Annotated in this window: 24 protein-coding genes and 1 pseudogene; 4 read left to right on the forward strand and 21 right to left on the reverse strand. The window is 42.2% G+C overall.

Annotated elements, in window-relative coordinates:
- Positions 1 to 35: 35 nt before the first annotated feature.
- From ACRN9H_RS03975 to ACRN9H_RS03995, 5 genes are all read right to left on the reverse strand, one after another.
- Positions 36 to 233: a hypothetical protein gene (locus tag ACRN9H_RS03975; RefSeq protein WP_227257087.1), complete on the reverse strand. Its 198-nt coding sequence runs from the start codon at positions 231 to 233 to the stop codon at positions 36 to 38.
- A gap of 1 nt (position 234) precedes the next feature.
- Positions 235 to 552 (reverse strand): PIN domain-containing protein, encoded by a 318-nt coding sequence (locus ACRN9H_RS03980; protein WP_227257086.1) that lies wholly within the window; start codon positions 550 to 552, stop codon positions 235 to 237.
- The gene (locus ACRN9H_RS03985) at positions 533 to 1,636 is read right to left on the reverse strand and encodes a helix-turn-helix domain-containing protein (protein WP_014620969.1); all 1,104 of its coding nucleotides are present in this window, start codon (positions 1,634 to 1,636) and stop codon (positions 533 to 535) included. Before ACRN9H_RS03985 ends, ACRN9H_RS03980 begins: the two co-directional genes overlap by 20 nt.
- A gap of 164 nt (positions 1,637 to 1,800) precedes the next feature.
- A complete protein-coding gene (locus ACRN9H_RS03990) occupies positions 1,801 to 2,394 on the reverse strand; it encodes a tyrosine-type recombinase/integrase (protein WP_012588474.1) in 594 nt (197 codons plus the stop codon).
- A gap of 225 nt (positions 2,395 to 2,619) precedes the next feature.
- Positions 2,620 to 2,826 (reverse strand): helix-turn-helix domain-containing protein, encoded by a 207-nt coding sequence (locus tag ACRN9H_RS03995; RefSeq protein ID WP_432312554.1) that lies wholly within the window; start codon positions 2,824 to 2,826, stop codon positions 2,620 to 2,622.
- A 131-nt stretch (positions 2,827 to 2,957) separates the two neighbouring features.
- Between ACRN9H_RS03995 and ACRN9H_RS04000 the strand changes: the two genes are divergently transcribed.
- The 3 genes from ACRN9H_RS04000 to ACRN9H_RS04010 all read left to right on the forward strand — a co-directional run bounded on the left by ACRN9H_RS04000 (position 2,958) and on the right by ACRN9H_RS04010 (position 5,423).
- Positions 2,958 to 3,503: a response regulator gene (locus tag ACRN9H_RS04000; RefSeq protein ID WP_432312555.1), complete on the forward strand. Its 546-nt coding sequence runs from the start codon at positions 2,958 to 2,960 to the stop codon at positions 3,501 to 3,503.
- Positions 3,504 to 4,913 carry a DEAD/DEAH box helicase gene (locus tag ACRN9H_RS04005; protein ID WP_432312556.1) on the forward strand — a complete coding sequence of 470 codons (1,410 nt, stop codon included), beginning with the start codon at positions 3,504 to 3,506 and terminating at the stop codon, positions 4,911 to 4,913. It begins immediately after the preceding gene.
- Positions 4,914 to 5,048: 135 nt separating this feature from the next.
- Positions 5,049 to 5,423 carry a hypothetical protein gene (locus tag ACRN9H_RS04010; RefSeq protein ID WP_432312557.1) on the forward strand — a complete coding sequence of 125 codons (375 nt, stop codon included), beginning with the start codon at positions 5,049 to 5,051 and terminating at the stop codon, positions 5,421 to 5,423.
- Positions 5,424 to 5,746: 323 nt separating this feature from the next.
- On the opposite strand, the gene ACRN9H_RS04015 is transcribed toward ACRN9H_RS04010, so the two are convergent.
- From ACRN9H_RS04015 to recA (ACRN9H_RS04040), 6 genes and pseudogenes are all read right to left on the reverse strand, one after another.
- Entirely contained in the window at positions 5,747 to 7,138 is a 1,392-nt protein-coding gene (locus ACRN9H_RS04015; RefSeq protein ID WP_432312558.1) for a hypothetical protein, read from the reverse strand.
- A 9-nt stretch (positions 7,139 to 7,147) separates the two neighbouring features.
- Positions 7,148 to 7,690, reverse strand: a complete 543-nt coding sequence (locus ACRN9H_RS04020; RefSeq protein ID WP_432312559.1) for a hypothetical protein — start codon at positions 7,688 to 7,690, stop codon at positions 7,148 to 7,150.
- Between the two features lie 5 nt (positions 7,691 to 7,695).
- Complete coding sequence (locus ACRN9H_RS04025; RefSeq protein WP_432312560.1) at positions 7,696 to 9,906, reverse strand: hypothetical protein; 2,211 nt, start codon at positions 9,904 to 9,906, stop codon at positions 7,696 to 7,698.
- A complete protein-coding gene (locus ACRN9H_RS04030; RefSeq protein WP_432312561.1) occupies positions 9,903 to 12,011 on the reverse strand; it encodes a hypothetical protein in 2,109 nt (702 codons plus the stop codon). Before ACRN9H_RS04030 ends, ACRN9H_RS04025 begins: the two co-directional genes overlap by 4 nt.
- 73 nt (positions 12,012 to 12,084) lie before the next feature.
- Positions 12,085 to 13,146: a recombinase RecA gene (gene recA, locus ACRN9H_RS04035; protein WP_432312562.1), complete on the reverse strand. Its 1,062-nt coding sequence runs from the start codon at positions 13,144 to 13,146 to the stop codon at positions 12,085 to 12,087.
- A 134-nt stretch (positions 13,147 to 13,280) separates the two neighbouring features.
- Positions 13,281 to 13,532: pseudogene (recA, locus tag ACRN9H_RS04040) on the reverse strand (recombinase RecA); the annotation flags it as partial.
- A 399-nt stretch (positions 13,533 to 13,931) separates the two neighbouring features.
- On the opposite strand from recA (ACRN9H_RS04040), the gene mutS reads away from it, so the two are divergent.
- Positions 13,932 to 16,502: a DNA mismatch repair protein MutS gene (gene mutS, locus ACRN9H_RS04045; protein WP_432312563.1), complete on the forward strand. Its 2,571-nt coding sequence runs from the start codon at positions 13,932 to 13,934 to the stop codon at positions 16,500 to 16,502.
- Positions 16,503 to 16,654: 152 nt separating this feature from the next.
- Here the strand turns inward: mutS and rpoS are convergent, their stop codons facing one another.
- From rpoS to ACRN9H_RS04095, 10 genes are all read right to left on the reverse strand, one after another.
- The gene (gene rpoS, locus ACRN9H_RS04050) at positions 16,655 to 17,632 is read right to left on the reverse strand and encodes an RNA polymerase sigma factor RpoS (RefSeq protein ID WP_220773576.1); all 978 of its coding nucleotides are present in this window, start codon (positions 17,630 to 17,632) and stop codon (positions 16,655 to 16,657) included.
- Positions 17,633 to 17,712: 80 nt separating this feature from the next.
- Positions 17,713 to 18,609, reverse strand: a complete 897-nt coding sequence (locus ACRN9H_RS04055) for a peptidoglycan DD-metalloendopeptidase family protein (RefSeq protein WP_432312564.1) — start codon at positions 18,607 to 18,609, stop codon at positions 17,713 to 17,715.
- 91 nt (positions 18,610 to 18,700) lie between these two features.
- The gene (locus tag ACRN9H_RS04060) at positions 18,701 to 19,336 is read right to left on the reverse strand and encodes a protein-L-isoaspartate(D-aspartate) O-methyltransferase (protein WP_432312565.1); all 636 of its coding nucleotides are present in this window, start codon (positions 19,334 to 19,336) and stop codon (positions 18,701 to 18,703) included.
- Positions 19,333 to 20,082, reverse strand: coding sequence for a 5'/3'-nucleotidase SurE (gene surE, locus ACRN9H_RS04065; protein ID WP_432312566.1), 750 nt, complete (start codon positions 20,080 to 20,082; stop codon positions 19,333 to 19,335). Before surE ends, ACRN9H_RS04060 begins: the two co-directional genes overlap by 4 nt.
- Positions 20,079 to 21,212: a tRNA pseudouridine(13) synthase TruD gene (truD, locus tag ACRN9H_RS04070; protein WP_432312567.1), complete on the reverse strand. Its 1,134-nt coding sequence runs from the start codon at positions 21,210 to 21,212 to the stop codon at positions 20,079 to 20,081. Before truD ends, surE begins: the two co-directional genes overlap by 4 nt.
- Positions 21,213 to 21,232: 20 nt before the next feature.
- Positions 21,233 to 21,718: a 2-C-methyl-D-erythritol 2,4-cyclodiphosphate synthase gene (gene ispF, locus ACRN9H_RS04075; protein WP_432312568.1), complete on the reverse strand. Its 486-nt coding sequence runs from the start codon at positions 21,716 to 21,718 to the stop codon at positions 21,233 to 21,235.
- A gap of 37 nt (positions 21,719 to 21,755) precedes the next feature.
- Positions 21,756 to 22,502: a 2-C-methyl-D-erythritol 4-phosphate cytidylyltransferase gene (gene ispD, locus ACRN9H_RS04080; protein ID WP_432312569.1), complete on the reverse strand. Its 747-nt coding sequence runs from the start codon at positions 22,500 to 22,502 to the stop codon at positions 21,756 to 21,758.
- A 12-nt stretch (positions 22,503 to 22,514) separates the two neighbouring features.
- Positions 22,515 to 22,814: a cell division protein FtsB gene (ftsB, locus tag ACRN9H_RS04085; RefSeq protein ID WP_432312570.1), complete on the reverse strand. Its 300-nt coding sequence runs from the start codon at positions 22,812 to 22,814 to the stop codon at positions 22,515 to 22,517.
- A gap of 99 nt (positions 22,815 to 22,913) precedes the next feature.
- Entirely contained in the window at positions 22,914 to 24,209 is a 1,296-nt protein-coding gene (eno, locus tag ACRN9H_RS04090) for a phosphopyruvate hydratase (RefSeq protein ID WP_432312571.1), read from the reverse strand.
- Between the two features lie 224 nt (positions 24,210 to 24,433).
- Positions 24,434 to 26,071 (reverse strand): CTP synthase, encoded by a 1,638-nt coding sequence (locus ACRN9H_RS04095; protein ID WP_432312572.1) that lies wholly within the window; start codon positions 26,069 to 26,071, stop codon positions 24,434 to 24,436.
- Between the last annotated feature and the right edge of the window lie 67 nt (positions 26,072 to 26,138).

The raw sequence follows: 26,138 nt of genomic DNA on the forward strand, positions 1-26,138 counted from the left end.
CTAAATTGCACTTTATGAGGGCAACCTATTAATTATTAATTTACTTGCTCTAGTTCTACTAAAGCTTGTTCTGCGATATGCCAAGGTAGACGCCTGCCATTGGCTTGCATCTGCTTATAGGCTGCTCGCGCTTGTTCGGTATTGATTTGCTGATGAACCACCAGTTGGCTTACTAGCCAAACTGTGCCTTTAACAATGGCAGCTTCTTTTTCTGCTGCTTTTCTCAGTGCCATATCACCAGTCAGTAAGTGCCATATCACCAGTCAGTAAAGGACACTGTTCTTGCTTTGCTAAAGCAAGGGCAAAACAATCGTTTCGGCTCGCTTGGGTATATGTCCCCGTTAGCTGCATGGCATACATCATTGATTCTGCAGAAACCTCTTTTAGCGCTAACCCTAAATCCTGAAGGTGGGGATGATCTTCTTCAAGTTCTTCAACAAAAAGAATATCTGGCGTTGCAAAGTCATAGGGCAACTGAAACATTGCTTCCAGTAAACCACCTTCTTCCATGTCAATGAGGATATTGGCATCACTAATTAGCAGCTGCTGCACGGCTAGCCTCCTGAGCTAACTGTGCTTGAGTCGGCACCTCCAACTTTCGTTCTTTACGAAAGCTAGAAACAGACATGCCAAGTAACTCTGCAGCTTTTGACTCCCCTATGTATTCTTCACCTAAAGCACGATATACCAACTGCTTATCTAGATAAGTCGATTCATGAGGGTATGCTTTTCCTGGCTCCTCCGTTCGCCAGCCATTTTTGCTAAACAGCATAAATAGGTTTTTCTGAGTCGCAGGCGTAATTATTCCACATTGGCCAGCTCGAAACAGTGCCGCTAGCATGCTAATACCGTATTCGTGCTTTAGCATCAGTAATTCACGCGGTTCAATATGACGGCGCTTTTCACCCAAGTGTTCAATAAGTGATTGGGTAGGTAAAAGAAATGCACCAGCAAAGGCATTACAAGCCTTCTCCTCATCAATCCCTTCAGCTAAACGACCATGCACGACTAAGTGCCCAAGTTCATGGGCCAAGGTGAAGCGCTGACGGTCACCACTTTGGGCGGTAGAGATCACCACTACAGGAGTGCTACCAATCTTGCCCGCTAAACCGTCAAACTTCTTATCTGTTTCCACATCCGTGGTAATAATCATCACGCCCTTAGCTTCGAGGGTATCGATCATATCGTGAATAGGGTTTAGCCCTAGCTCCCAAGCATGGCGCATTTGAATAGCTAAGTCTTCAACTTGTTCTATGCTAGTAATTTGTTCAGGAAGCTCATTTGGTAAAGTAAACTCAGGGATAGGCTTCACTGAGTCGGGATACAACTCTAAAAGCTCTTGCCAACGTTCAGCTTGTTCTAAAACATCGCCATTAATTCGGTCTAAAACTTTCTTTGGTGTACTAGCACGCTTGCGGTACTCTACGCCCTCTAGTTTCACCTTCGTTGGACGAAAGAAGTACTCAGTGCGCACATCGAGCGCTTTCGCGAGTTTTAGTAGGTTTGAAGAAGAAGGCATAGCCGTGCCATGTTCATACTTTTTAATGGCGTTAGCGGACAGTCCTACCTCGTTGGCTAATGCATTCATGGATAGCCCGGCAGCCTTACGGGCTCGTTCTAAGCGTTCTGCAAACATGGAATCCTCTCAAGCAATAGCTCGGTTTATAAAGTCATTAAAATTATGTTTAATATAAACCTTATAAATAAGATTTTCTATCTATTTTGCAGCGCAGGGTTCTCCATTTTGCTCATGCCTAACCTTACAACCTACCGATGTATATAGACTTATTACGGGTAACGTCAAAACTCTATATCTTCAGATATATTTAATGCATCTTCCATTTCTACCCCTAGATAGCGAATGGTACTATCCAACTTGACATGGCCTAGTAGTAGCTGCACGGCTCGTATGTTCTTTGTTCGAGCATAGATCAACGTTGCTTTTGTTCTTCGCATAGAGTGAGTTCCATACAGGTGAGAGTCATAGCCAAGTTGTGATGCCCAACGACGAATGATTGTTGAATAACAGCTATAACTCATTGGTCTGCCCGACTTTCGAGGACTTGGGAAAAGATAGTCTGAAATGGCTAATTGGCTGTGTATAAACCACTGGGTTAACGATTGTGCCGTGCGTGACGTGATTTCAAATTGTACCTCTCTACCCGTTTTACTTTGGCTATAAAGGACACGATTTTGGATAATACCACCTGACGAAATATCCCTTACTTTCATCCTGAGTAAATCACACGAGCGTAACTTGCAATCAATAGCGAGATTAAGTAACGCTAGCTCCATGATATTACCTTCGATTTCGAGTCTAGTGCGGATACGCCAGATATCCTCGAGCTTAAAGGGCTTTTTCTGCCCAGTTCGATGGCCTTTTTTCGTCCACATAACTGACCCCTAAATGACTTTAGAAATGTCCTTATTTATTTTAGCTTGAGATTGAGGTCAATGAGTTGAATAGATATGCAATTTAGGAAATTGTGACAGATTTGAAACTCAAAACTGTAGTGTATTTGGTCTAACTGATAATGGGGCAAAAATTGTTTAGATCAAACTGAACCGGATCAGGTGACCCCGCTCGGAATGGCCATTAGAAATCCATTAGTGAGCCCCCTAGGGCAAGAGTTGCCTGATATCGCAATCTAATACTTCCGCCAACTGATAAGCCTTTTCAAGCGTGATATTGACTTCTCCACGCTCGATTCTCCCCGCATAACTGCGATCAATCTCAGCTAAAAGCGCCAATTTATCTTGAGAAATACCCAATTCTTTCCGTTTTTGCCGTAATTTCAAGCCAAATTGGATTGCTAAGTCTTTCATTTTTAATCTCATTAAAAATGAAAGACTATCTAAAGTTGCGGCTTACAAAGCCACGGACTATAATCCGCAATTGTTTTTTATGTCCATCTAACGCTCAGAAAGAGTGAGCAATAGAGCCTTGTGAGAACGTCATGTCTAAAGCTTCAATCAAAATATGCACGACATTGCATACTATTCTCCAGGACGAGAGCTTCAACAATTTCCAAATAACGGATTTAAGAGACACTTATCTTGCTGATTCAACTAGCAGTCCTAGTGTTGGTGATACGTACAATTTCATTTATCGTCAGATCCACAGACTAGTGAAAAAGGGGATCTTTGATAAGAATGTGGATGAACAGACGAGGGGAATAACTTATAAAAAGACAGAGAAATTTTCCCAAACAAACTTTATCCTGCAGAACGCAGAAGAAGCTGCACCTACAGAGGCGCCAACAAGAAACACGGAAAAAGGTAATGCCATTCAGCAATTAGAAGAACGCCTCAAGCAATCCGAAATCGATTTACTGGCGAGCATCGGGGAGTCCGAAGAGTATATGCGTTTATATCAATCCTTTCCTGACATGAAGGCACACCTCGAATCCCAGTACTTACAGGCTCGAGAAACAAGCTCAAAGCTACTTGGACAAATCAAAGCGATCAAATCAGCTATCACCCATCTTCAAAAAGTAACCTAGATGCAACTTAGACAATGGCAATCAGAGTGCGTTAAACGCGCTCTAAGACACTTTCGTGCTATAGACAGACATTTCCTTTGCTTAGCAACACCAGGTGCTGGTAAATCTATTATGGCAGCCGAAGTTGCTGCAAAACTATATGAAAAAAACTTGATCGACTTTGTCTTGTGCTTTTCCCCTTCAGTAAATATCTCTCAAGGGATGAAACAGACCTTTTCAAATCGTTTAGGATGCCGATTTGATGGTGTTATCGGTTCGATTGGTTGCTCTTATACTTATCAAGGAATGTTGGCCTTTAAAGAGGACTTCTGGCAGCTACTAAAAAGAAATCGAGTACTCGTAATCTTTGATGAAATTCATCATTGCGCGGGGAGTTCTCTCGAAGATACGAATGCATGGGGGGAAGAAATCCTACTCAACATACAAGACCAAGCGCAATACACCCTAGCGTTGACAGGTACGCCTTGGCGTTCAGATCAAGCTCCGATTGTCCTGTCTCGATATACAGATCCTGACAATCAAATACAATGTGACTATGTTTATGGCCTGAAGGAAGCTGTTGCAGACGGTGTATGTCGTAGACCTCAAATTGTATTAATCGATAATGACAAAATTTCAGTTACAGACGAAGAAAATGAAACTAAGACGTTTAATAGCCTAGATTCTCTATTCAAAGGTTCACTTGTTTCTTACCAATCGATCATCAAAAATGATGTAGCCATTCGGCATGCATTAACGCTAGCGACCAATAAACTTGACGACATCAGACAACACAACCCTAATGCTGCAGGACTTGTCGTTGCATCATCGGTAGAGCATGCTGCATATATTCTGAGCATACTCAGAAATGAATATGGAAAAACCGCCGAAATAGTCACCTATAAAGAAGATCTACCTTCACTTAAAATCAATGAGTTTCGTAGCAGCACAACGAACTGGATAGTCAGTGTAGGCATGATAAGCGAAGGTACAGACATCCCTCGATTGCAAGTGTGCTGCCACCTAAGTAGAGTCAAAACCGAGCTCTATTTCAGGCAAGTATTAGGCAGAATTTTAAGAGTGAATAATGCTATAAGCCAAGAAGCTTGGCTATACACTTATGCAGCACCAAAGCTTGTAGAGTTTGCGAATCGTATAGCTGAAGAGATACCAGATGTGCCAGTTATATTTAGGGGATCTGAAACTGTTGCGGTCTCCATAAAGCAAAGAGAAAGCGAAATATTACGAGCCAGTGCCCCATTTCAAGGTGCGAAAAAAGTTAGGCTTAGTACACGACACATAAATGAATCACAATTACCCAGTTTAGCACTACCTAACAATCGAGACCTCACTTGGGTGCATTCGCCTTCTTTTGAGATTTTAGGTGGCTTTAGAGAAAAGGTGGTATCTACTTTCAACTCACCTTTTTGATGTTAAGGCACATTTAATTGTATTTTTTCTTACGGGTGGCAATTCCTCCTAAAATGGTATTCTCATACTCGTTGGCTTAACGCCTGTTTAGGCTGAAGATACACAATTTATGAAGCAACAAAAACTGGGGACCATATGAAAGAGATTGATTGTATCGAATCAAGCGTTGTTAAGGTTGCGATGGGGACTGTATTGCGAATATTGGAAAAATGGAGCTGCAATCAACAGCAAGTTCAAGCAGTACTCAAGTTACCTGAAAACTATAGCGAGCTTGATTTTGAACAAGTAAGTTTTAGTCGAGAACAAGTTGAAAGAGTTAGTTATATACTAAATATTCACGCTAGTTTAAGTACGCTATTCAGTAATCCTGAAAATGTCTATGGGTTTATGAACATGGTCAATCTTAATAAACCATTTAATGGTACAAGGCCAATTGATTTTATCTGTAATAGTGAAACTGAGAGATTTAAAATACTTTTTGTACATATAGAGCAGCTGTTTAACCGCTAGATTACGTTATTTTCTCTTTGAGCTATTGCGGCAGTAGATATAACTGATGTCATTTAAATGTTTGTACATTTTAATGGCATTTACATCTGTCTAAAAATTAAGTGTCCGATGTAATTAAACCAGAACAGTTACTCCTATGCTGCGAATATTGACCGATAGAGGCACAGAGTATTGTGGTCGAGTTGAACAGCATGATTATCAATTATACCTTGCGATAAATGACATTGTTATAGTCGCTCTCTTGGTGGTAGTGTGACACAGAATTATGAACCGACTACTTTCTGAACATGGTGATGATGCATTAAATAGTTGAATCGGGTGCTCTATATTAATTCATTTTCTAAAGTCGCCAATATCTGCTTTTGATATTCGATTTCAGCTCTTGTAGCACCTAACTTACTCTTTACAAGCGATTGTGAGAGATCAAAATAGTATTGTAGTGTAGTATCTGCACTGTTATGACCAGCAAAGCGTTTTAACTTATTTAACATATTGTCGTAATCAGTATCAGACAACCTACCGATCGCGCGACTCCTCTGCTGCTCAATCTCTAACAATAAACAGCCATAGCTTGTTATTGCATATCGACGTAAAGCATGAGGGGTGATTTTAATCGGCTTACTTATCTTTCCCCCCATCACTCTTTTCTTTGTATCATTCACAGAGAGCTCAAAAGTTACAATCGATGATATATAAGTATCTGACATCCTGGCAGAGCTATTCTTGCGCTTATTGGCCGTTGTTACAAACACCTCTCCACTATCCTTGCAGTGTCCCACTTTCAAAATCATTTTGCGTTCGAAGGATATATAACTCAATGTTCTTTCAAGCAGATCAGGAGTCACCTGCACCATACGCTGTTTATCATTTTTAGCTCCATGCTTTACCAGAACATTGAACATTTTGTTAATCGTTTTAGGTTCGTATTCAACTCCCTTGAGAATAGCCAACTGTTTTTGCAAGCCATCTGCTTCCGCCTTAGCTTGCTCTAACGCCTGCTCAATTGTTTCACATTGTAGTAATCGTGTCTCCTCACTGCGGAGACCGGCTTGCGACATCCAATCAAAAACGAGTAGATTACGAATACGATACATGTATTCCATGTCATCACTATTTTTAGGTGCTGCTTGACTAGCACGTTGAAGGACCAGTTCAGAAAGAAGGTTGATATGATTTCGAGTTGGTACAAACTGAGGCCCGCATGATGAGGCTACACGTTTTCTATAAGGACTACGGTATTCTCTCTCCCCTTCACCAGGTAACACTTTGATTTGATGAGCAGGAATGCCTCTTTCTGTGTCAGCCCAGCCGCATAAATATTTAACATCTGTTTTGGAGTTAATCTGTAACCACCAAAAAAAACCTACTACTGCACTTAAGTTTTGGTTTGCTGAGTCCACCTGAATTTTATATTTGCCCTGCTGAAGAAAGTCAAAATATTTATCTAAGTCGATTGAATTAACAGCATTAATTTTTCTTTCAAACGACTTACTATCGCTTTTTTCGTTCAGAGCTGTAATTCGAAATAAATAGTTGAAAAATTTGACAAGGTATAACGCATTGCAATAGCTGGTATCCTTCGATACTGTTTTGGCTCGACTCATTAAAAATTCGGTCGCCGGCCAATAAACGTGCCCATTGGGAAAACCCACAAGTAACCCATTGCTAAATTTATCAAAATACTGCTGGCTGGAGGTATGTAAAAAAAATCTCAAATTCCGCCCCTACAATTTGATCTGAGCTATTGTTGTTACTGAATAATTTGTCATCTTAGCCATCAATTCTCTTTTTTCGCATTCACACTTAGCAATCCGTTCTCTGAGATCACAAATTAAGGCATTTTTTCGGCTAAACTCTTCCTCACGCTGAATTATAAGCTCCTGTTGATTAAGTAAATCCTCAGTTAATGCGGCGTTCCTGAATAGCATCTCGCGATAAAGCGATTCGTAATCAATTTTATCACTTGCAGTGGACTTACTAAGGAGCCTAGTTGCATTTTTAAGGGATTCAACTTGATCCTGTATCCTGTTAGCATTCATTCTGTAAGTTTTAGATGACTTGCTAAAGGACTGTAGATTCCGCTTTTGACAATTCAAAGAACAAAACCAATTAACGCTAACTTTTCCATTTTTATCAGCAAGCTCTTCGAGAAACGATTTAAGTTCATCATCTTTTTGGATGACACTTCTGATGACGTCAATTTTGTTATCTATTTTAGCTTGAATTGCTTCCAAGTTAGCTCTATTGGCGGCTTCTGTGTTGCCCATTCTTGTTACCTATTAGCCAGGACGGCATTAAATATAACCGAGTCTTCAGGATTTAGTAGACACTGCTCTTCCAAGTTTTTATAGTTCCAGTTAGCTAAAGGTAGTTTGTTTGGGCATCCATGACACTGCTCACGATTGGCAGTTAAAGTGTGCGCCATTTCATTTCCGGAGATACACTTAGACTTGCTTTTTCTACCACTTGTATTTCCCACACAAAGACCTTCCTCAATCATTTCGAAGACAATATCATCCTCCTTGATAAATTGCTCATACGCCATCCTGACACGGTTCTCAGTAATTGATGTGATACTTTTTGCACATTCATTAAATTTCTCACCAATATCAGATGCTGAATCAAATAAGCCACTCTGCCTGTTGTGCTCTTCTAGCACATCAATCATAGCTATACGAGTAAAGGCCTCCTGCGTTGCATCTTCACTAGTAGAATTAAGATATTCAAATGTCATCGCAATATCAGTGTGCCGAAGATGGTACCTTAGTGCATCAACACTTCCGCCAAAATGGTTTACAAAAACGCCGGCGAAGAAGCGGCGAAATTGATGCTCACTAAACTGCCAAAGATAGTCATCTTTTATACCTATGAATTCGAAGTATGCGCTTCGGTGTACCTTAAACCAATACTGCGATACATCATCGTTGGTCATATTTTTATATTGCCACAGGTTATCGTCATCAGTTATTTCTCGGGCAGGACGACTAATCTCTTCAAGCAACTCAATGCATATTTTCATTAAATTAGTTGCGGGAAACTGGTCATTAACTTGGTATGTTTTCGCCACATACATATCAATCCAATGGCCAGACTCCGTCGTACTAATACATCCCGCTTTTAAAGACATAATTTCAGAGCTTCGACGAGCAGTAAAAAAGCAAAGAACGATTTCAATAGCCACCATCATATGACGGTATAAAAAAGTTGCTAAACCATAATTTTGCGCTTGTTTATCATGTGATTCATGATGTTTTTGAATCCAATTACTGATGGTGCTTTTGTATGTTTTATATTCATCTGCAATCTGTTTTAATGTCCAGCCACTAGCACGTAACTTAGCCACTTCCGACCACTTTTTTCGATCCGCTTCACTAGAGTTCTTTGCTGTGCTTCTATCGAAATTAGTGAACAGAATAGGAGGAAATGAATCTTTATACCCTTCAACTGCAATAGGGTTCTTTCGAAAGTATTCCTTGGCTAAATCAGCTGTATTATAGTGAGGTTTAAAAGACGCTAACTTAGCAAACTTCTCTAGTGCGTCATCGCGCTTTTCTAACAATGGCTTGCCATAATGAAGAATAAACTCAATAGAACGCTCTACTGCCTTTTTCATAATAAAAAAGGGAACATCTTTTGTTTTGACGTTTGAGCCAGCCTTTTTGTTAATTGCTCTGATTTCACAGTTCGATATCGGAGGAATATCCGAAGGCATCATAGGAAGCAGATCAGGGTAGCGAGTAGCAAGCCGTAGTGTTCTATTTAGCGCAGAGATTTGCTTAACAACCGTCCCCATTGTATTTAAGGCGTATACTGATTTTTTTTTGCCAGAATTCACCTGATTTGTGAAACCTTTCGAGTTATAATCAACTCTTAAATCATCCGAAATGTCAGCCAACTCTTTGAAATTACTCCAACTATTTGTTGGGATGCCAAGGTCAAACATTAAATGCTCAATATTAAAAAGGGTCTGTTGTCTCACTTTTGGATAGAGACTCATCTTGACATACCTGGATAGGTCGCCTCTAGACATATTTACATGCGCCTGGAATCTTTCCATAAACCCTAAGTTATGAGCTGTAGTTAGGTACAAGTTCTGAGCAAAATCACGAACCATTTCTGATGTCGCATTTTTAGGATTACGTATATCTTGCTGCCATCTTAAAAATCGAATGAAATACATTATTTTAGCTAAATACTTCTTGATTGACTGGTGACTATCCAATGGCTGATTGGTGGCTCTAGAGTCAACAACAGATAACAGCACTAGCCATTTTACGGTCTTAAGTAATTCAGGCTCGTCAACAAGTAATAATTGACAATCTAATACTAGCTCAAAATCAATTTCATCTTTTTCTCCATCAAGTAACAATATCCATTTATTGTCACTAAATGGACTTAAAAGTTTATCACAAACAGGAGCTTCGATATTGCTAAGGTCAATCACCACTTCAAGCTTCTTTAACGCGATTTTGTTCACTCTCACAAGTTGAAGACCTTCAAATATGGGTTTTCGTCTTTCTGCAGATTAAAAAGCGTCTCCGCACCAGATAATTCGAAGCGAACATCTTGGTTACGCCTGTATGCATCGATTGCGTAATTATTAAATACCTTCCACAACTGCCACTTCATCATCTCTGCTTCACTAAGTTGATCAAAGGCATACTCTAATGCAGCATTCCACAATAAAGTATTCAATATAGAGTGCTTGCTGGCAACAAGCACTGGTCGCCTATTGGTACAGGTAGGGCAAAACTCAACCTTATTACAGGCTTGGCCTTTTTTGGTATACGGCCCGTCGATTGGATCCGTACAATACACCCCACCGAACTGACTATTTAAGATTTTCTTGGCCCCTTCAACACTAGCAAGGTAGTCACTACGATCAATACCGGCAAAATCAACAAACTCATCAATCTGCATCGTTACTAGAGCCTCTAGTGAATTTTGAAACTTACGAATATCAAGTTCATAGTTGAAATTCAATGCTAAGTGCTGCAAGTAAGCTGAGGTTGAGGACATATTAGTATGCCTACCTTGTTTCATAACCCTAAGAGGATCTTTAGTTAATAGGGCCGTTAATTGCATACTGCTTTGCCTCATCATACTGGGGGGTACCTGAACGGCACCATGAGTCAAATCAGCTATGACTTTGGCAAAAGACTTTGTACTTGCTCCAGCACTTAAAGGGGCAGGAAAGTAACCACTATTATTTTTGTTTTGATTCTTGTACAAAGTTAAGAATAAACGATTTTGATTGTGATCTTTCGCCATATTCCTGTAGCGGCTTGTTGCGGACTGGAGATACCTTATGACTTTAGGGACACCGAGCCTCAATCGTTCGCAACCTTCAAACACTAGTACGTCAATACGCTCCTCATTCGGATCAGCTTTTGTTAGCCCTATACGTCTCTTTGACATATTCGCACGGTTTTTATTATCAATTAAATGATACACACCCTCATTTTCAACTAAACAATCACTGTTTAGGTAGCGAATACTAGACTCATTATTTGAAGTATCAATATACAAAATACATTGAGCTAAAATTTGTGCTTCTGAATGAAGGTTAAAATGGTTGTTAATATCAATGATTAAATTACCTCCCATAACTCGGCATCGTCGGCTTAAATAACTATAAAGCTTACGATTATGGTATCTTCGAGGTTCTTTTTTCTCAACGGAATCCCGAGGAACGACTCCTTCTTGATAGTGATATATATAAGCCGATAGGCCATCAATTCCGTAACTTTCAATTAATAAGGTTATTTCCTGAAACTTTAATGTTGAGCCAACTCCAGACGAGACCAGCTCTTCACGATAGAGCAATAATTCATGAATCTTGGCGGCTATCTCAATATTTTGTTTTTTATTCGCTGAGCGGATGGCAAGTAAATGCTTTGCAATAATCGTACGAAGCCGCTTTTCTGCGTTTATTCTAATAAGTTTTAGATTGTCATTTAAAAAAACACAGGTGGCTCTAATCAAATCATCAGTCGACTTAATTTTTACCCCTGTTGCGCTCATAACGCTGGATAGCATTGATCTAATTTGATTATTATCACTATCTAAACCTAACTCATTAATTACGCTTTCGACTTCAGGTATCCCTTCCTTAGGTCTAGCAACATTATTGGTGACCATAGAACGGGCTAGTCTGGGAGGTGATTTTAAACCTTTAATCCTAAGGCCGTGAGGCCAAATACCATTAGACGCGGAGTGTTTGAGGAAAGATGAGAGGATTGAAAGATAATTTTTGGCATTAGTACCTTTGCCATAAGTTTTTATTACGTGTTCTCTATATGCATCTAAGGAAAATTGCCAATCTAGATGAGCAACTTCTGCATGACCAACACTATTCAACTTCCTAATAAGTCTAATCGTAGATTGGGAGTTTTTACTCACTAGGAAGGTTAAGAAAGTGTATAATCTGCTATAGATAGCATCGTCACCTGTTATAGTAGTGTTCAGTGTTTTTGATACATACTCTTCAAATGACTCATCAAAACATCGCAAGAATGACTTATCTAAGGATTTTAACTCCTTTATATCAGAAAACTTTCTTGATTTTTTAGAGCGGTTTCGGTTCAAATTACTTTTGCTCTGTTATTAACTGAAAAAGGAGCTAATTGTTAGCCCCTTTTATACCACATCCAGTCTTAAATTAGAAAACTTCACCAGTTTCTAAATCAATATTTTCATCACTAGCAGATGAGCTAGCTGGCGCTTTTGAACTTAATAGCATCGCACGTAATGTCGTATCAATTTCTTGTGCCACTTCAGGATGTTCAAGTAAGTATTTACCCGCGTTAGCACGGCCTTGACCGATTTTATCGCCTTTATAGCTGTACCAAGCACCTGCTTTTTCAATCAATTTATGGGCAACGCCTAAATCGACTAACTCGCCCGTACGGTTAATACCTTGACCATAAAGAATTTGAAACTCAGCCTGTTTAAATGGCGCGGCAATCTTGTTTTTAACCACTTTAACGCGTGTTTCGTTACCGACAACTTCATCACCTTCTTTAATCGCACCTGTACGGCGAATATCAAGACGAACTGAAGCGTAAAACTTAAGCGCATTACCACCAGTGGTCGTTTCTGGGTTACCAAACATGACACCAATTTTCATACGAATTTGGTTAATAAAAATAAGTAAAGTATTTGACTGCTTCAAGTTACCAGCCAGCTTACGCATTGCTTGGCTCATCATACGAGCCGCTAAGCCCATGTGTGAATCACCAATTTCGCCTTCAATTTCAGCTTTTGGGGTTAACGCAGCAACAGAGTCGACAACAATAACGTCTACAGCACCTGAGCGAGTTAAAGCATCACAAATTTCTAGTGCTTGTTCACCTGTATCAGGCTGAGAACATAAAAGGTTATCAATATCTACGCCTAATTTTTTGGCATAAATAGGGTCTAAGGCATGTTCTGCATCAATAAAGGCACAGACCTTACCTTCTCGCTGCGCAGCAGCAATAACTTCCAATGTCAAAGTAGTTTTGCCACTACTCTCAGGCCCATACACCTCCACTATTCGACCTAAGGGGAGTCCGCCTGCACCTAACGCGACGTCTAATGAAAGTGAGCCGGTAGAGATAGTTTCAACATCCATTGTGCGGTCTTCGCCCAACTTCATGATCGAACCTTTACCGAATTGCTTTTCAATTTGACTTAACACTGCGGCAAGTGCTTTTTGTTTATTTTCATCTGTTTTAGACATGTTACAACCCTTGCATAATTTTTGACTCAAGGTGAATATTTATTCATCATCACCAATTATTAGTATATACAGCTCATATCACATTAGAATATTGGAAACGCTATGAACCGGTTCTTTGCGTCTAACTTGTTCTAGGCTGCCATTAAAGAGGGGGTTAATCTAGGTGAACCACTTAAAGTTTGGCTTTGGTAAATCTCAACAATACGACCCATAGGTAAACCACCCGCACCCAGAGCGACGTCCAAAGACAGAGAACCGGTAGAAATGGTCTCAACATCCATTGAGCGATCTTCGCCCAGCTTCATGATGGAGCCTTTACCAAATTGTTTTTCAATCTGGCTCAATACTGCAGCAAGTGCTTTCTCTTTATTTGGATCGACCTTCATTCCAGTTCCCTCATTAAGACAAGCCAATAAGCTGTCAAAAGTGATATTCAATTTAAAAACGGGTAATTCAAAAAGCAGGGCTTTTTGCCTTAATTCTGCTGACTAGTATACTGTACAATCATACAGTATCAAGACCTGTGGCTGAATTATTTTTAGCTTAGGATATTTTTCAATCTGGCTAAGGTTTTAGCGAATATAAAATCAGATAAGCTATCACTTTACCGAATATGCATGCTTAAGGGCGCAATTTTCGATAAATTATTGCTAAGATTGGCGTAACTAATTTTGAGTGAACTTTAAAGCTGAAACTTATACTGCGGTCTTCTGCTAACATAGCGCCTAATGACCCTAGCAAACTGATATCGCCTTTAGGCAGCCACAACGGACGATAACGATTTAATGAATGCAATTGATACCAATGATTTAGAAAAACATACCCCTATGATGCGTCAATACTTGACGATGAAAGCAGAACATCACGACATGTTGCTTTTCTACCGAATGGGTGACTTTTACGAGTTGTTTTATGATGATGCTAAACGAGCATCTGAATTATTGGGCATTTCACTTACTGCGCGTGGTAAAAGTGGTGGCGATCCTATTCCCATGGCAGGGCTCCCTTACCATGCTGTAGAAGGCTATCTTGCAAAATTAGTTCAAATTGGCCAGTCGGTTGCCATATGCGAACAAATTGGCGATCCTGCAACCTCTAAAGGGCCGGTTGAACGTAAAGTCGTGCGTATTGTCACGCCAGGAACATTAACCGACGAAGCACTGCTGCAAGAACGCCAAGACAACCTGTTAGCGGCAGTTTATCAAGGTAAAATCGGCTTTGGTTATGCGACGTTAGATGTGTCATCTGGACGTTTTGTTATTGCTGAACTTGACACTATAGAGTCATTAGAAGCTGAGTTACAGCGCACAAACCCAGTAGAAATTCTCTACAGTGAAGATTTTGGTGAGCTTAGGCTGCTCAGCGGTTTTAAAGGTAAACGCCGTCGCCCGGAATGGGAGTTTGATTACGACACTAGTCTTAAATTATTGCTGACCCAGTTTGGTACGAAAGACTTGCATGGTTTTGGGGTCGCTGACGCACGTCTATCCTTACAGGCGGCTGGTTGTTTGATGCAATATGTCAAAGATACCCAGCGCACAGCTCTGCCCCATATCAATGCCATTACTCGCTTCAATCAAAGCGATAGCATAGTACTGGATGCCGCAACGCGTCGTAATCTAGAACTCACCCAAAATCTTGCCGGTGGGCGCGATAATACCTTAGCCGCCGTTTTAGATAACACAGCTACGCCTATGGGCAGCCGCATGTTACAGCGCTGGATCCATCAACCGCTGCGAGATCCAAATCAAATTCGCGCTCGCCAACAGGCTATAACAGAACTGCTCGATAACGCCGCGTACGAGAGCCTGCATGAACAGCTAAAAGCACTTGGCGATATTGAACGTATTATGGCAAGACTCGCCCTGCGCACCGCGCGTCCAAGGGATTTCGCCCGTTTACGCCAAGCACTGAGTCTTTTGCCTGCGTTGCAACAGAGTTTAAGCACACTAAGCGCACCGCATACAGTCAAACTATGTCAATACTTGGGCGAATTTCCTGAGCAACAAACGCTACTCGAGCGCGCGATAGTGGATAATCCACCTATGCTTATCCGCGATGGCGGTGTGATCCGTGAAGGCTACAACGGCGAATTAGATGAATGGCGGGCACTGAGTGAAGGAGCGAGTGATTACTTAGTACAACTCGAAGCCAGAGAAAAAGAACGTACCGGTATCAATACACTTAAAGTAGGTTATAACCGCGTACACGGTTATTACATTGAAGTAAGCCGCCTACAATCAGCACAAGTACCGCTTGATTACCAACGCCGTCAAACCCTTAAAAATATGGAGCGTTATATCACGCCCGAACTTAAGGTGTACGAAGAAAAAGTGTTGTCGAGCCAAGGTAAAGCGCTGGCACTCGAAAAGCAGTTATGGGAACAGTTATTCGATCTAATCTTACCAAAATTACATGAATTACAAGCTTTTGCACGGGCAGCAGCTGAGCTTGATGTGTTAAGTAACTTTGCCGAGCGCGCAGAAACCTTAGGCTACACCTGCCCTGAATTAAGCCTAGAAATTGGCGTACAGATTAATGCTGGTCGTCACCCTGTGGTTGAGCGCGTCAGCCAAACACCTTTTATCGCTAACCCAGTAACCTTGCACCCACAAAGACGTATGTTGATTGTTACAGGCCCCAATATGGGTGGTAAATCAACGTACATGCGCCAAATGGCCTTGATTACGCTTATGGCACATATTGGCTGTTTTGTTCCGGCAGATTATGCCCTTATTGGACCAATCGATCGCATATTTACTCGTATTGGTGCATCAGACGATCTGGCATCTGGTCGCTCAACCTTTATGGTGGAGATGACTGAAACTGCTAATATTTTGCACAATGCAACGGCTAGCAGCTTAGTGTTAATGGATGAAATTGGCCGCGGGACATCCACCTATGATGGCTTATCGCTCGCTTGGTCAGCAGCAGAATATTTAGCCCAACAAGTCGGCGCCATGACATTATTCGCAACACATTATTTTGAGCTTACTCAGTTACCTGAACTTATTACCGGTGTTTATAACGTACACCTTGATGCTATCGAGCACGAAGACACCATTGCATTTATGCATGCTGTACAGGAAGGCGCGGCCAGTAAAAGTTACGGTTTGCAAGTTGCAGCGCTGGCTGGTGTCCCTAGTAAAGTGATTAAAGCAGCCAAACATAAGCTACAACAATTAGAGAGCCGAGATCATCAATCAGAAAGCGCAAAAATGCCAATTCAAAGCTTACTCGCGCTATCTGAGCCTCTTGAAAACCCAGCGTTAACGAAGTTAAGCAGTATCAACCCAGATAATCTAAGTCCAAAACAGGCACTTGATTTACTCTATGAGCTGAAACGTTTGAGCTAAACGGCTTGGTTGAATTAATGCGCTGGATAAGCCTGATATTGATGGAAATGTAAAAACAACAACGCCCACAATCGTGGGCGTTTTACTTCATTTACCGCATCAAGTGCCAATAGGATGGCTGGCGATTATCCAAAGAGAAGCAAAAACTGCCCTTAGTCTCTAAATAAAGCCTCAACCGATAGACCTTGTGATCCCAATAAGTCCCGTAAACGTTTTAGCGCTTCTACTTGAATTTGGCGCACGCGTTCACGAGTTAACCCAATTTCAGCCCCCACATCTTCAAGCGTAGAAGGTTCATAACCTAACAAACCAAAACGACGGGCTAATACTTCTCTTTGCTTAGTATTTAGCTCATTAAGCCACTTAACAATTGAGTTAGAAATGTCTTCATCTTGCACTTTATAATCAGGACCAACGCTATCATCATCGGCTAAAATATCCAGTAATGCCTTCTCGCTATCACCGCCTAATGGGGTATCCACAGAGGTAATTTTTTCATTCAATTTAAGCATACGACTAACATCTGAACTAGAAACCTGTAATTTTTCAGCGATTTCTTCGGCTGTAGGCTCGTGATCGAGTTTTTGTGCTAACTCGCGGGCAGTACGCAAGTACACGTTCAACTCTTTAACAACATGGATGGGCAAACGGATAGTACGAGTCTGATTCATGATAGCGCGCTCAATGGTTTGTCTAATCCACCAAGTCGCATAGGTTGAAAAACGGAAACCTCTTTCGGGATCAAACTTCTCAACGGCGCGAATTAAGCCTAAATTGCCTTCTTCAATAAGATCAAGCAGAGCTAAACCACGATTATTGTAACGACGTGCAATCTTAACTACCAGACGTAAATTACTTTCGATCATGCGATTGCGGGATTTGGCACAGCCTTTTAAAGCTTTACGGGAAAAGTAAACTTCTTCTTCTGCGCTTAGCAACGGGGAAAAACCGATCTCACCTAGATAAAGTTGAGTGGCATCAAGATTTTTTTGTAGGTCTTCTTGAACCTGTTGTTCTATACCTAGCTCTTGGACTAAATCAGGGTTCGCGTCTTTTTCCAGATCAATGTCTGTGGTTTCAATGGAAAAATCGACTAGTGCTTTTGCGGCAGTGCTATTTATGCGGCTCATGATTAAATCTCCCAAACCTAATTAAATTGCTGAATTATTACAATTTTATATCCTCCATTTGCCAACAAGGCCCCAAACAATCATTGTTTAGGTAAATAAGTAAGTGGGTTTACAGATTTTCCATGGTAACGAATTTCAAAATGTAGCATTACCCGATTAGCACCTGTATTACCCATTTTTGCAACGGTTTGTCCAGCGAGGACATGTTGCTTCTCTTTAACTAAGATCGTATCCGTGTGAGCATAAGCACTCAGATAATCGTCACTGTGTTTAATAATAACTAAATTACCGTAACCCCGAAGAGCACTTCCTGCATATACCACCCGCCCATCTGCAGCAGCTTTGATGATATCTCCTCGATTGCCAGCGATCTTAATTCCTTTATTTCCCTGCTCATTGGCAGAGTAAGTTCCTATTAATGTTCCTTGTACTGGCCACTCCCACCGACTCACGCTCGCTGGCAGTGTAGAAGTAGGTGCGCCCCGAACATCGTTAACAATTTGTTTTGAACTTGTTACAGAGTACGCAGACTTTACTTTCTGATCAAGTGTTATTTTTTGTTCTTGCTTTAACTGGGTATCAGCTTTAGAAATCGACTTAACAGACTGATCTGTAATACCTTTACCTCCCTGCCCCCCCTTAGCCGTCGTGGCTCCGCTATCTATAGTCGGTGGTTTTGACTTAACGCTGTTCTTAGCCGTTGTGAGAGATAACACCTGTCCGGGATAAATTGTATAAGCGTTATCTAATTGGTTTAATTTGGCTATTTCAGAGAAATCTTTTCCTGCCGCCCACGAAATAGAGTAAAGCGTGTCGCCTTTTTTAACTTTATATGAATTCGATTTAATGTGGCCTCTGCCATTTTTAGCATAACTATGGGAAGCATTTTCGACAGGTGCAGGACGGCTGGCCTGAAAGCTACAGCCTACAAGCAGAAATACAAAACATAGGTTTAAGAGTAAACCCGCATTTAACAATAAAAACTCCTTGGTAGGGTTGGATTACTGTTTATGATGAGAAAAGTGCGGCCGACAAAATATTGATATAGGACAAGGCCATAATGCCAGATTAAGCCAACTCCCCGTTAATCAGTGGCACAAATTTAACCGTTTCGATAATTTCAGAGCTAAAGCGATCTGCTGTTCGGGTAATCCGCATCAATTGCTGGGTATCTTCCCCGACTGGTAAAACTAACACACCGCCCTCAGTGAGTTGTGACAATAGCGCCTCGGGGATTGTTGCCGCTGCCGCTGTCACCATAATGGCATCAAACGGACTACGATTAGACCAACCTAACCAACCATCGCCGTATTTGAATGATACATTATGTAAGTCTAAGCGCTTTAAACGCTGCCTAGCTTGAATTTGCAAGCTTTTTATCCGCTCAATGGTACACAGTTGCGGGACTAACTGCGCTAACACTGCCGCCTGATAGCCCGATCCTGTGCCGACCTCTAGCACACGCTGCGGCATTTTATGCAGCAGCAACTCCGTCATACGAGCCACAATATAAGGCTGTGAGATAGTTTGCCCTTGCCCAATTGGCAAAGCGGTATTTTCATAGGCTTTGTGGGCTAAAGCATTATCGAGAAACATTTCCCGTGGTGTACACGATATCGCCTTTAACACGGCTTGATTGCGGATGCCCGCATCATGAAGCTTTTTAGCTAAATTCACTGCCGATGTTAAGGCAACTCGAGTCATATTTTATCTACCCAATTTTGCAATGCCGATAATTGTCCATAAGCGGTCAAATCTACCGTCAAAGGTGTAATAGAAACATAACCATTGGCGATGGCATGAAAATCAGTGCCTTCACTCGCGTCCTGCTCTTGCCCCGGAGGTCCAAGCCAAAATATCTCTCGTCCTGCAGGATCTTGGGTGCGTACAACGCCCTCGGCCTTATCTCGAGCGCCAAGGCGAGTGACTCTTATGCCTTTGATTTGCTCAAGAGGCAAATCAGGTACGTTGACATTTAAAATCTGGTCCTTTGCCAAAGGATGAGCGAGTAATCCTTGTACTATCCGCCGTGCATATACAGCCGCAGTTTGATAATGCTCAAAATTTCGGCCATCAAGCGAAATGGCAACTGCAGGAAAACCTAAAAAACGCCCTTCCATTGCCGCAGCAACCGTACCTGAATACAAGGTATCATCGCCCATATTTGCCCCCGCATTGATGCCAGACACCACCATATCGGGCTCGCCATCATACAATTCTCGAATCGCTAAATGAACGCAATCGGTAGGTGTACCGTGGACTGAAATATAACCATTATCTAACTTATTAATTCTTAATGGATTAGTCAAGGTTAATGAGTTACTTGCCCCCGAACAATTACGATCAGGCCCCACAGTCAATACAGTGGAAATTTCAGCCATTGCCTCGGATAACGCTTTGATACCCGGCGCATGAATTCCATCATCATTACTTACAAGGATACGGATCATGATGCAGCTTCAGTGCTAGATGATGCTTCAGTGTTAGGTGCTATCGTATTCGTCGCTATGTCAACACTCGTAGCCTCAGATGCAGGCTCTTGCACCAGTGTCGCTTGCCATTGCTGCTCTTTCACATCTTGATAATTAACTAATTCTCTCAATAACGATGTCGCGAAACTGCCAGCAGGCAACACAAACTCCAACACGAGACCATCGGCGGTTTGTTCGTATTTCAGGGCTTGGGGCTCAAGCAGTAATGGACGACGCTCCTGCTCTAATCCTGCATGTTCAAGACCATAACAATCTTCAGCTAACTCAGTCAAAGCCAAAGTTTCTACCGCAGCGGCTTCGCCTTGAGGCAACATCATGCCGCGGCCCCACAATGGCGCTGATAGTTGAATATCTTTTTCAATCAGACGTTTCAATACGATGAGATCCCATTCCGGCGTAACAAAAAAGCTTTTGCTGCCCGCTAACATCACACAATCACCCGCGAGAGGCTTAGTGCCATGGTTGGCTAAACGGTATGACACAACGGTATTAAATAAATTTGAGCGCACGGCAGACAAATACATGCTGCGCTTATTTCTATCTTTAACTTTTTTACCTGCCATCATTTGGCGACCCAACACTAAATTTTTACCATCGTGACCAAAGCGTTGCTCACCAAAGTAATTAGGCACGCCCACTTGAGCTACTTTTTCGATACGACTAATAATGTCTTCAACATGGGTGACATTTCGCAGCGTTAAAATAAAACGGTTGCCCAGCAAAGCACCAATACGCAGTTTTTTACTGTGGCGACTGCTTGATAAAATGGTCAAACGCTCGCTATTGAGATCGTTCCAAAGCGGTGTTTCTTTACCTGGTATACGTACACCAAACCATTGTTCCGTGATGGCATTTTTATCTTTTTGCCCAGCGTAAGTGACTTCTTTTGGATGCACTTTAGCGAACTTAGCGATCATCTCAGCCACTTGTACTGTATTAAGGCCTTCTTTACGCACATGCAGCATGTGATGTTCACCTTCACCTGTTGGGCTAAAAGGTAAAATCTCTTTCACGATAAAATCGCTATTTTGGGTTCTTAGATCTGCTGTACCTAAAGGTTTGCCATACAGATAATGTAATTCGCTCATGGGACGTTTTTACTCTTAAGTTAATCGTGTTTACGGGTCATCAATACCACGGCTTCTACCGCAATACCTTCTTTTCGCCCGGTAAATCCTAGCTGTTCAGTCGTGGTAGCTTTGACGTTAATGTCGTCAAGTTCCGCGGTTAAATCGGCGGCCAATATCTGGCGCATAGCCTCAATGTGCGGCGCTATTTTAGGAGCTTGGGCTATGATAGTGACGTCAAGATTGCCTAGCACAAAGCCTTTCTCCTTCGCTAAAGCATAACAATGACGCAGTAATACGCGGCTATCGGCCCCCTTATAGGCGGCATCGGTATCGGGGAAATGTTTTCCTATGTCACCAAGCGCTAAAGCACCGAGGATGGCATCAGAAATAGCATGCAGTACCACATCACCATCTGAATGTGCAACTAGGCCTGTTTCATAGGGGACTTCAACGCCACACAGAATTAAGGGTTGCGCCGCGCCAAACTTATGAACATCGAAACCATGGCCGATACGGATTTTCATTTAATATTCCTAACGTATTATTTTACTTTGATTATGACTATTTTACGGCACGCATCAAAAACAGTTCGGCTAGCCCTAAATCGTCGGGATGCGTTACTTTTATATTATCAGCACGGCCAGAAACCAGTCCTGGTGAGATGCCCGCCCATTCCATCGCCGAAGCCTCATCTGTCACTACTGCACCTGCGGCCATAGCGGCATTGAGGTAATCTTTTAGCTGCGCTGCCTGAAATAACTGCGGCGTCAATGCATGCCATAAATTATCGCGACATACAGTGGCACTGATTTCACCCTGTTTATTGGCGCGCTTCATGGTATCGCGCACAGGCATAGCCAAAATAGCGCCTTGGGGAAATTGCACTCGGGATGCGAGTAACTTATCGATATCCGTCGCGGTTAAACAAGGTCTTGCCGCGTCATGCACTAAAGCCCAACTGTTTTGCGGCGCCCGTTGCAAGGCCGCCAACACAGAATCGGCGCGCTCACCGCCACCTATTACTGTAATTAATTTGGGGTGCACGGCCTGTGGCAGGGTATCGAAGATAGTATCGTTCGAATGTAAGGCGACGATCACTTGAGAAATGTGCGGGTGAGACAACAGCTTATCTAAGGTATGAGCAAGAATACTTTGGCCACATACTTCAAGGTATTGTTTAGGTCTATCCGCGCCCATACGGCTGCCAATGCCGGCTGCGGGTACTATCGCTACCACAGCATGCTCAGATTGACGTGCAAGATCAGCTGATGTGGTTAATCCATGTTCGAGACATTCTAACGCTGTCATCCTAACTCCACATTACTGAGATGGATTAGATACTGAGCGATCACCACCCACGACGCGATAAAAGGTTTCACCTTCTTTCACCATACCGAGTTCGTTGCGCGCACGTTCTTCAATGGCTTCAGAGCCACTTTTCAAGTCGATTATTTCTTCCTTAAGCACTTGGTTACGTTCATTGAGTTTGGCATTCCCCTCTTGCTGAGCGGCAATTTGCTTTTGCAGGACGAAATATTCGGGCAGGCTATTATCTCCCGACCAAAGTCGAAATTGCAGTAAAGCGAGTAGCACTATGAGTGCAATGACAAAAAATTTCATGGAGGAATTAGCGTCAGTATCTTGGATTAAAAAAATATACAGCAGATAGTACAACAAAAAAGGCCACCAAGTGGTGGCCTTTTTACATCAAATATTAAATTACGCCTGACCTTTGATCTCTTTCAAACCACGGTATGGGGCTTTTTCACCTAATTGCTCTTCGATGCGCAGCAATTGGTTGTATTTAGCGACACGGTCAGAACGACACAGTGAACCGGTTTTGATTTGACCAGCAGCAGTACCCACGGCTAAGTCAGCAATGGTTGAATCTTCAGTCTCACCACTACGATGTGAAATCACTGCGGTATAACCCGCTTCTTTCGCCATACGAATAGCCGCTAAAGTCTCAGTCAATGAACCAATTTGGTTGAACTTGATCAGGATTGAGTTAGCAATACCGTTTTCAATACCACGGGTTAAGATTTTAGTGTTAGTAACGAATAAATCGTCGCCTACTAATTGGATCTTATCGCCCATGATTTGAGTTTGATAAGCCCAACCATCCCAATCTGATTCATCTAGTCCATCTTCAATCGATACGATTGGATATTGGTCAGCCAATGATTTTAAGAAATCAGAGAAACCGTGCGAATCAAACACTTTGCCTTCGCCCGCTAAATCGTATTTGCCGTCTTTATAGAATTCAGATGCGGCGCAATCTAGCGCTAACGTCACATCCGTTCCTAACTTGTAGCCAGCCAGTTCAACCGCTTCTTTGATAATGGCTAACGCATCAGCATTTGAGGCTAAGTTAGGTGCAAAACCACCTTCGTCACCCACAGAAGTGCTTAGACCTTTGTCGTGCAATACTTTTTTCAGCGTATGGAAGATTTCAGCGCCCATGCGCAGTGCTTCACGGAAACTTTTTGCGCCAACAGGTTGCACCATGAATTCTTGGATATCAACGTTGTTATCCGCATGCTCGCCACCATTTAAGATGTTCATCATAGGCACAGGCATAGAATATTGGCCTGGCGTGCCGTTCAATTCAGCGATGTGCGCGTATAAAGGAATGCCTTTAAATGCTGCAGCCGCTTTGGCAGCTGCTAAAGACACAGCCAGAATCGCGTTTGCGCCTAACTTGTCTTTGTTTTCTGTACCGTCTAAGTCGATCATGATTTGATCAAGCTCAGCTTGTGCAGTGGCATCTTTACCTAATAACGCAGTGCGGATTAAATTGTTTACGTTGGCAACAGCCGTTAATACGCCTTTGCCTAAATAACGACTTTTATCGCCATCACGTAATTCAAGAGCTTCGCGGCTACCCGTTGATGCACCAGAAGGCGCTGCTGCCATACCGACAAAGCCGCCTTCTAAATGCACTTCGGCTTCAACAGTAGGGTTACCACGAGAATCCATAATCTCGCGACCAATCACATTAATAATCTTAGCCATAACACCCTCGATTTAAGTTTAAAAATAAAAGAAAAAATCAATACCTATGGGAATAAGTCTCCCACATAGTGCAGAATAATAAACACACTATTTGTAGCTTACTTTCCATACTGATGTTGCTGATGCGCAAGGCGATACCCAGAGGTATTGAGTTTTATCGTTAACGAGTAGATGAGTGTAGCAAAAGGCCGGCCCCACTGTCGCGGGTCCGGCCTTAAATATTCTTATTTCAGATCACGTTTTTGATGCGCACTTGCCGCAGCAATAAACCCTTCGAACAGTGGGTGACCATCGCGCGGAGTTGAGGTGAACTCAGGATGGAATTGACCTGCAACAAACCATGGATGATCTTTTAATTCGATCATTTCCACCAGCTTACGATCAGAAGACAAACCGCTGAAGATCATGCCAGCTTGTTCTAAACGCTCTCTGTATTTGTTGTTCACTTCATAACGGTGACGGTGACGTTCTACACAGCTATTGCCTTTGTAGGCTTGAGCCGCTTTCGAACCCTCGAGTAAATGACACAATTGAGCGCCTAAACGCATAGTGCCACCTAAGTCAGACGCTTCATGACGCTGCTCAACATTACCTTCTTCGTCAATCCATTCAGTGATCAAACCTACCACTGGGAATGGTGTTTCTTTATTGAATTCAGTTGAATGTGCATCAGCCATACCTGCAACATTACGCGCAAATTCAATTAGAGCCACTTGCATACCTAAACAAATACCGAAATACGGCAACTTGTTTTCACGGGCAAATTTTGCCGCTAGAATCTTACCTTCAACACCACGCTCGCCAAAGCCGCCTGGTACTAAGATACCGTCTAAGCCCTGTAAGACTTCTTCGCCTTTAGCTTCTACGGTTTGTGAATCAATGTACTTGATGGTCACAGATACGCGGTTTTTAAGGCCTGCGTGTTTTAATGCTTCGTTAACTGACTTATAGGCATCTGGCAGTTCGATGTATTTACCCACCATACCAATAACGACTTCGCCGTTTGGATTTGCTTCTTGGTAAATCACATTTTCCCACTCAGACAAGTCGGCTTCACGGCACTCTAAACCGAAACGCTTAACCACTAAATCATCTAAACCTTGTGAACGTAACAAGGCTGGGATTTTATAAATACTATCAACATCTTTTAATGAAATAACCGCACGTTCTTCAACGTTACAGAATAGCGAAATTTTGGCTTTTTCATTAGCAGGTACCGCACGATCACCACGACAAACTAACACGTCTGGTGCAATACCGATTGAACGCAGTTCTTTCACAGAATGTTGCGTTGGCTTAGTTTTCACTTCGCCAGCAGCACCTAAGAAAGGCACTAAGGTTAAATGCATGAACAGAGTACGATCGCGACCGAGCTCAACACCGAGCTGACGAATAGCCTCAAGGAATGGCAAGGATTCGATATCACCCACAGTACCGCCGATTTCGACGATAGCTACATCATGGCCTTCGCCACCTGCTAATACTTTTTCTTTAATCGCATTAGTGATGTGTGGGATAACCTGAATGGTTGCGCCCAAATAATCGCCACGACGTTCTTTACGTAATACTTCTTCGTAAATACGACCAGTAGTAAAATTGTTACGACGATTCATCTTAGTACGGATGAAACGCTCGTAGTGACCCAAGTCGAGATCTGTTTCTGCACCGTCTTCAGTAACAAATACTTCGCCATGTTGGGTTGGGCTCATGGTACCCGGATCAACGTTAATGTAAGGGTCCAGTTTCATGATGGTTACATTGAGACCGCGGGCCTCTAAAATTGCAGCTAATGATGCTGCTGCAATGCCTTTACCTAGTGATGAAACAACGCCACCAGTAACGAAGATATACCTTGTAGTCATGCTGAACCTGAGAAAATGAGTTTGAAAATACGTGCTTGTAAGAAAGCACTAGGACGGGGCAGTAGTA

Source organism: Shewanella sp. MF08487, assembly GCF_050848685.1.
Classification (GTDB): domain Bacteria; phylum Pseudomonadota; class Gammaproteobacteria; order Enterobacterales; family Shewanellaceae; genus Shewanella; species Shewanella glacialipiscicola.

Bases quoted from the DNA above. Each gene is read 5' to 3' on its own strand.
- truD (WP_432312567.1), bottom strand. From the start codon at position 21,212: ATGAGCGAATTACATTATCTGTATGGCAAACCTTTAGGTACAGCAGAT.
- mutS (WP_432312563.1), top strand. From the start codon at position 13,932: ATGAATGCAATTGATACCAATGATTTAGAAAAACATACCCCTATGATG.
- ispD (WP_432312569.1), bottom strand. From the start codon at position 22,502: ATGACAGCGTTAGAATGTCTCGAACATGGATTAACCACATCAGCTGAT.
- ispF (WP_432312568.1), bottom strand. From the start codon at position 21,718: ATGAAAATCCGTATCGGCCATGGTTTCGATGTTCATAAGTTTGGCGCG.
- ACRN9H_RS04095 (WP_432312572.1), bottom strand. From the start codon at position 26,071: ATGACTACAAGGTATATCTTCGTTACTGGTGGCGTTGTTTCATCACTA.
- rpoS (WP_220773576.1), bottom strand. From the start codon at position 17,632: ATGAGCCGCATAAATAGCACTGCCGCAAAAGCACTAGTCGATTTTTCC.
- ACRN9H_RS03990 (WP_012588474.1), bottom strand. From the start codon at position 2,394: ATGTGGACGAAAAAAGGCCATCGAACTGGGCAGAAAAAGCCCTTTAAG.
- ACRN9H_RS04005 (WP_432312556.1), top strand. From the start codon at position 3,504: ATGCAACTTAGACAATGGCAATCAGAGTGCGTTAAACGCGCTCTAAGA.
- ACRN9H_RS03985 (WP_014620969.1), bottom strand. From the start codon at position 1,636: ATGTTTGCAGAACGCTTAGAACGAGCCCGTAAGGCTGCCGGGCTATCC.
- surE (WP_432312566.1), bottom strand. From the start codon at position 20,082: ATGATCCGTATCCTTGTAAGTAATGATGATGGAATTCATGCGCCGGGT.
- ACRN9H_RS04010 (WP_432312557.1), top strand. From the start codon at position 5,049: ATGAAAGAGATTGATTGTATCGAATCAAGCGTTGTTAAGGTTGCGATG.
- recA (WP_432312562.1), bottom strand. From the start codon at position 13,146: ATGTCTAAAACAGATGAAAATAAACAAAAAGCACTTGCCGCAGTGTTA.
- ACRN9H_RS04000 (WP_432312555.1), top strand. From the start codon at position 2,958: ATGTCTAAAGCTTCAATCAAAATATGCACGACATTGCATACTATTCTC.
- ACRN9H_RS04020 (WP_432312559.1), bottom strand. From the start codon at position 7,690: ATGGGCAACACAGAAGCCGCCAATAGAGCTAACTTGGAAGCAATTCAA.
- eno (WP_432312571.1), bottom strand. From the start codon at position 24,209: ATGGCTAAGATTATTAATGTGATTGGTCGCGAGATTATGGATTCTCGT.
- ACRN9H_RS03995 (WP_432312554.1), bottom strand. From the start codon at position 2,826: ATGAAAGACTTAGCAATCCAATTTGGCTTGAAATTACGGCAAAAACGG.
- ACRN9H_RS03975 (WP_227257087.1), bottom strand. From the start codon at position 233: ATGGCACTGAGAAAAGCAGCAGAAAAAGAAGCTGCCATTGTTAAAGGC.
- ftsB (WP_432312570.1), bottom strand. From the start codon at position 22,814: ATGAAATTTTTTGTCATTGCACTCATAGTGCTACTCGCTTTACTGCAA.
- ACRN9H_RS04060 (WP_432312565.1), bottom strand. From the start codon at position 19,336: ATGACTCGAGTTGCCTTAACATCGGCAGTGAATTTAGCTAAAAAGCTT.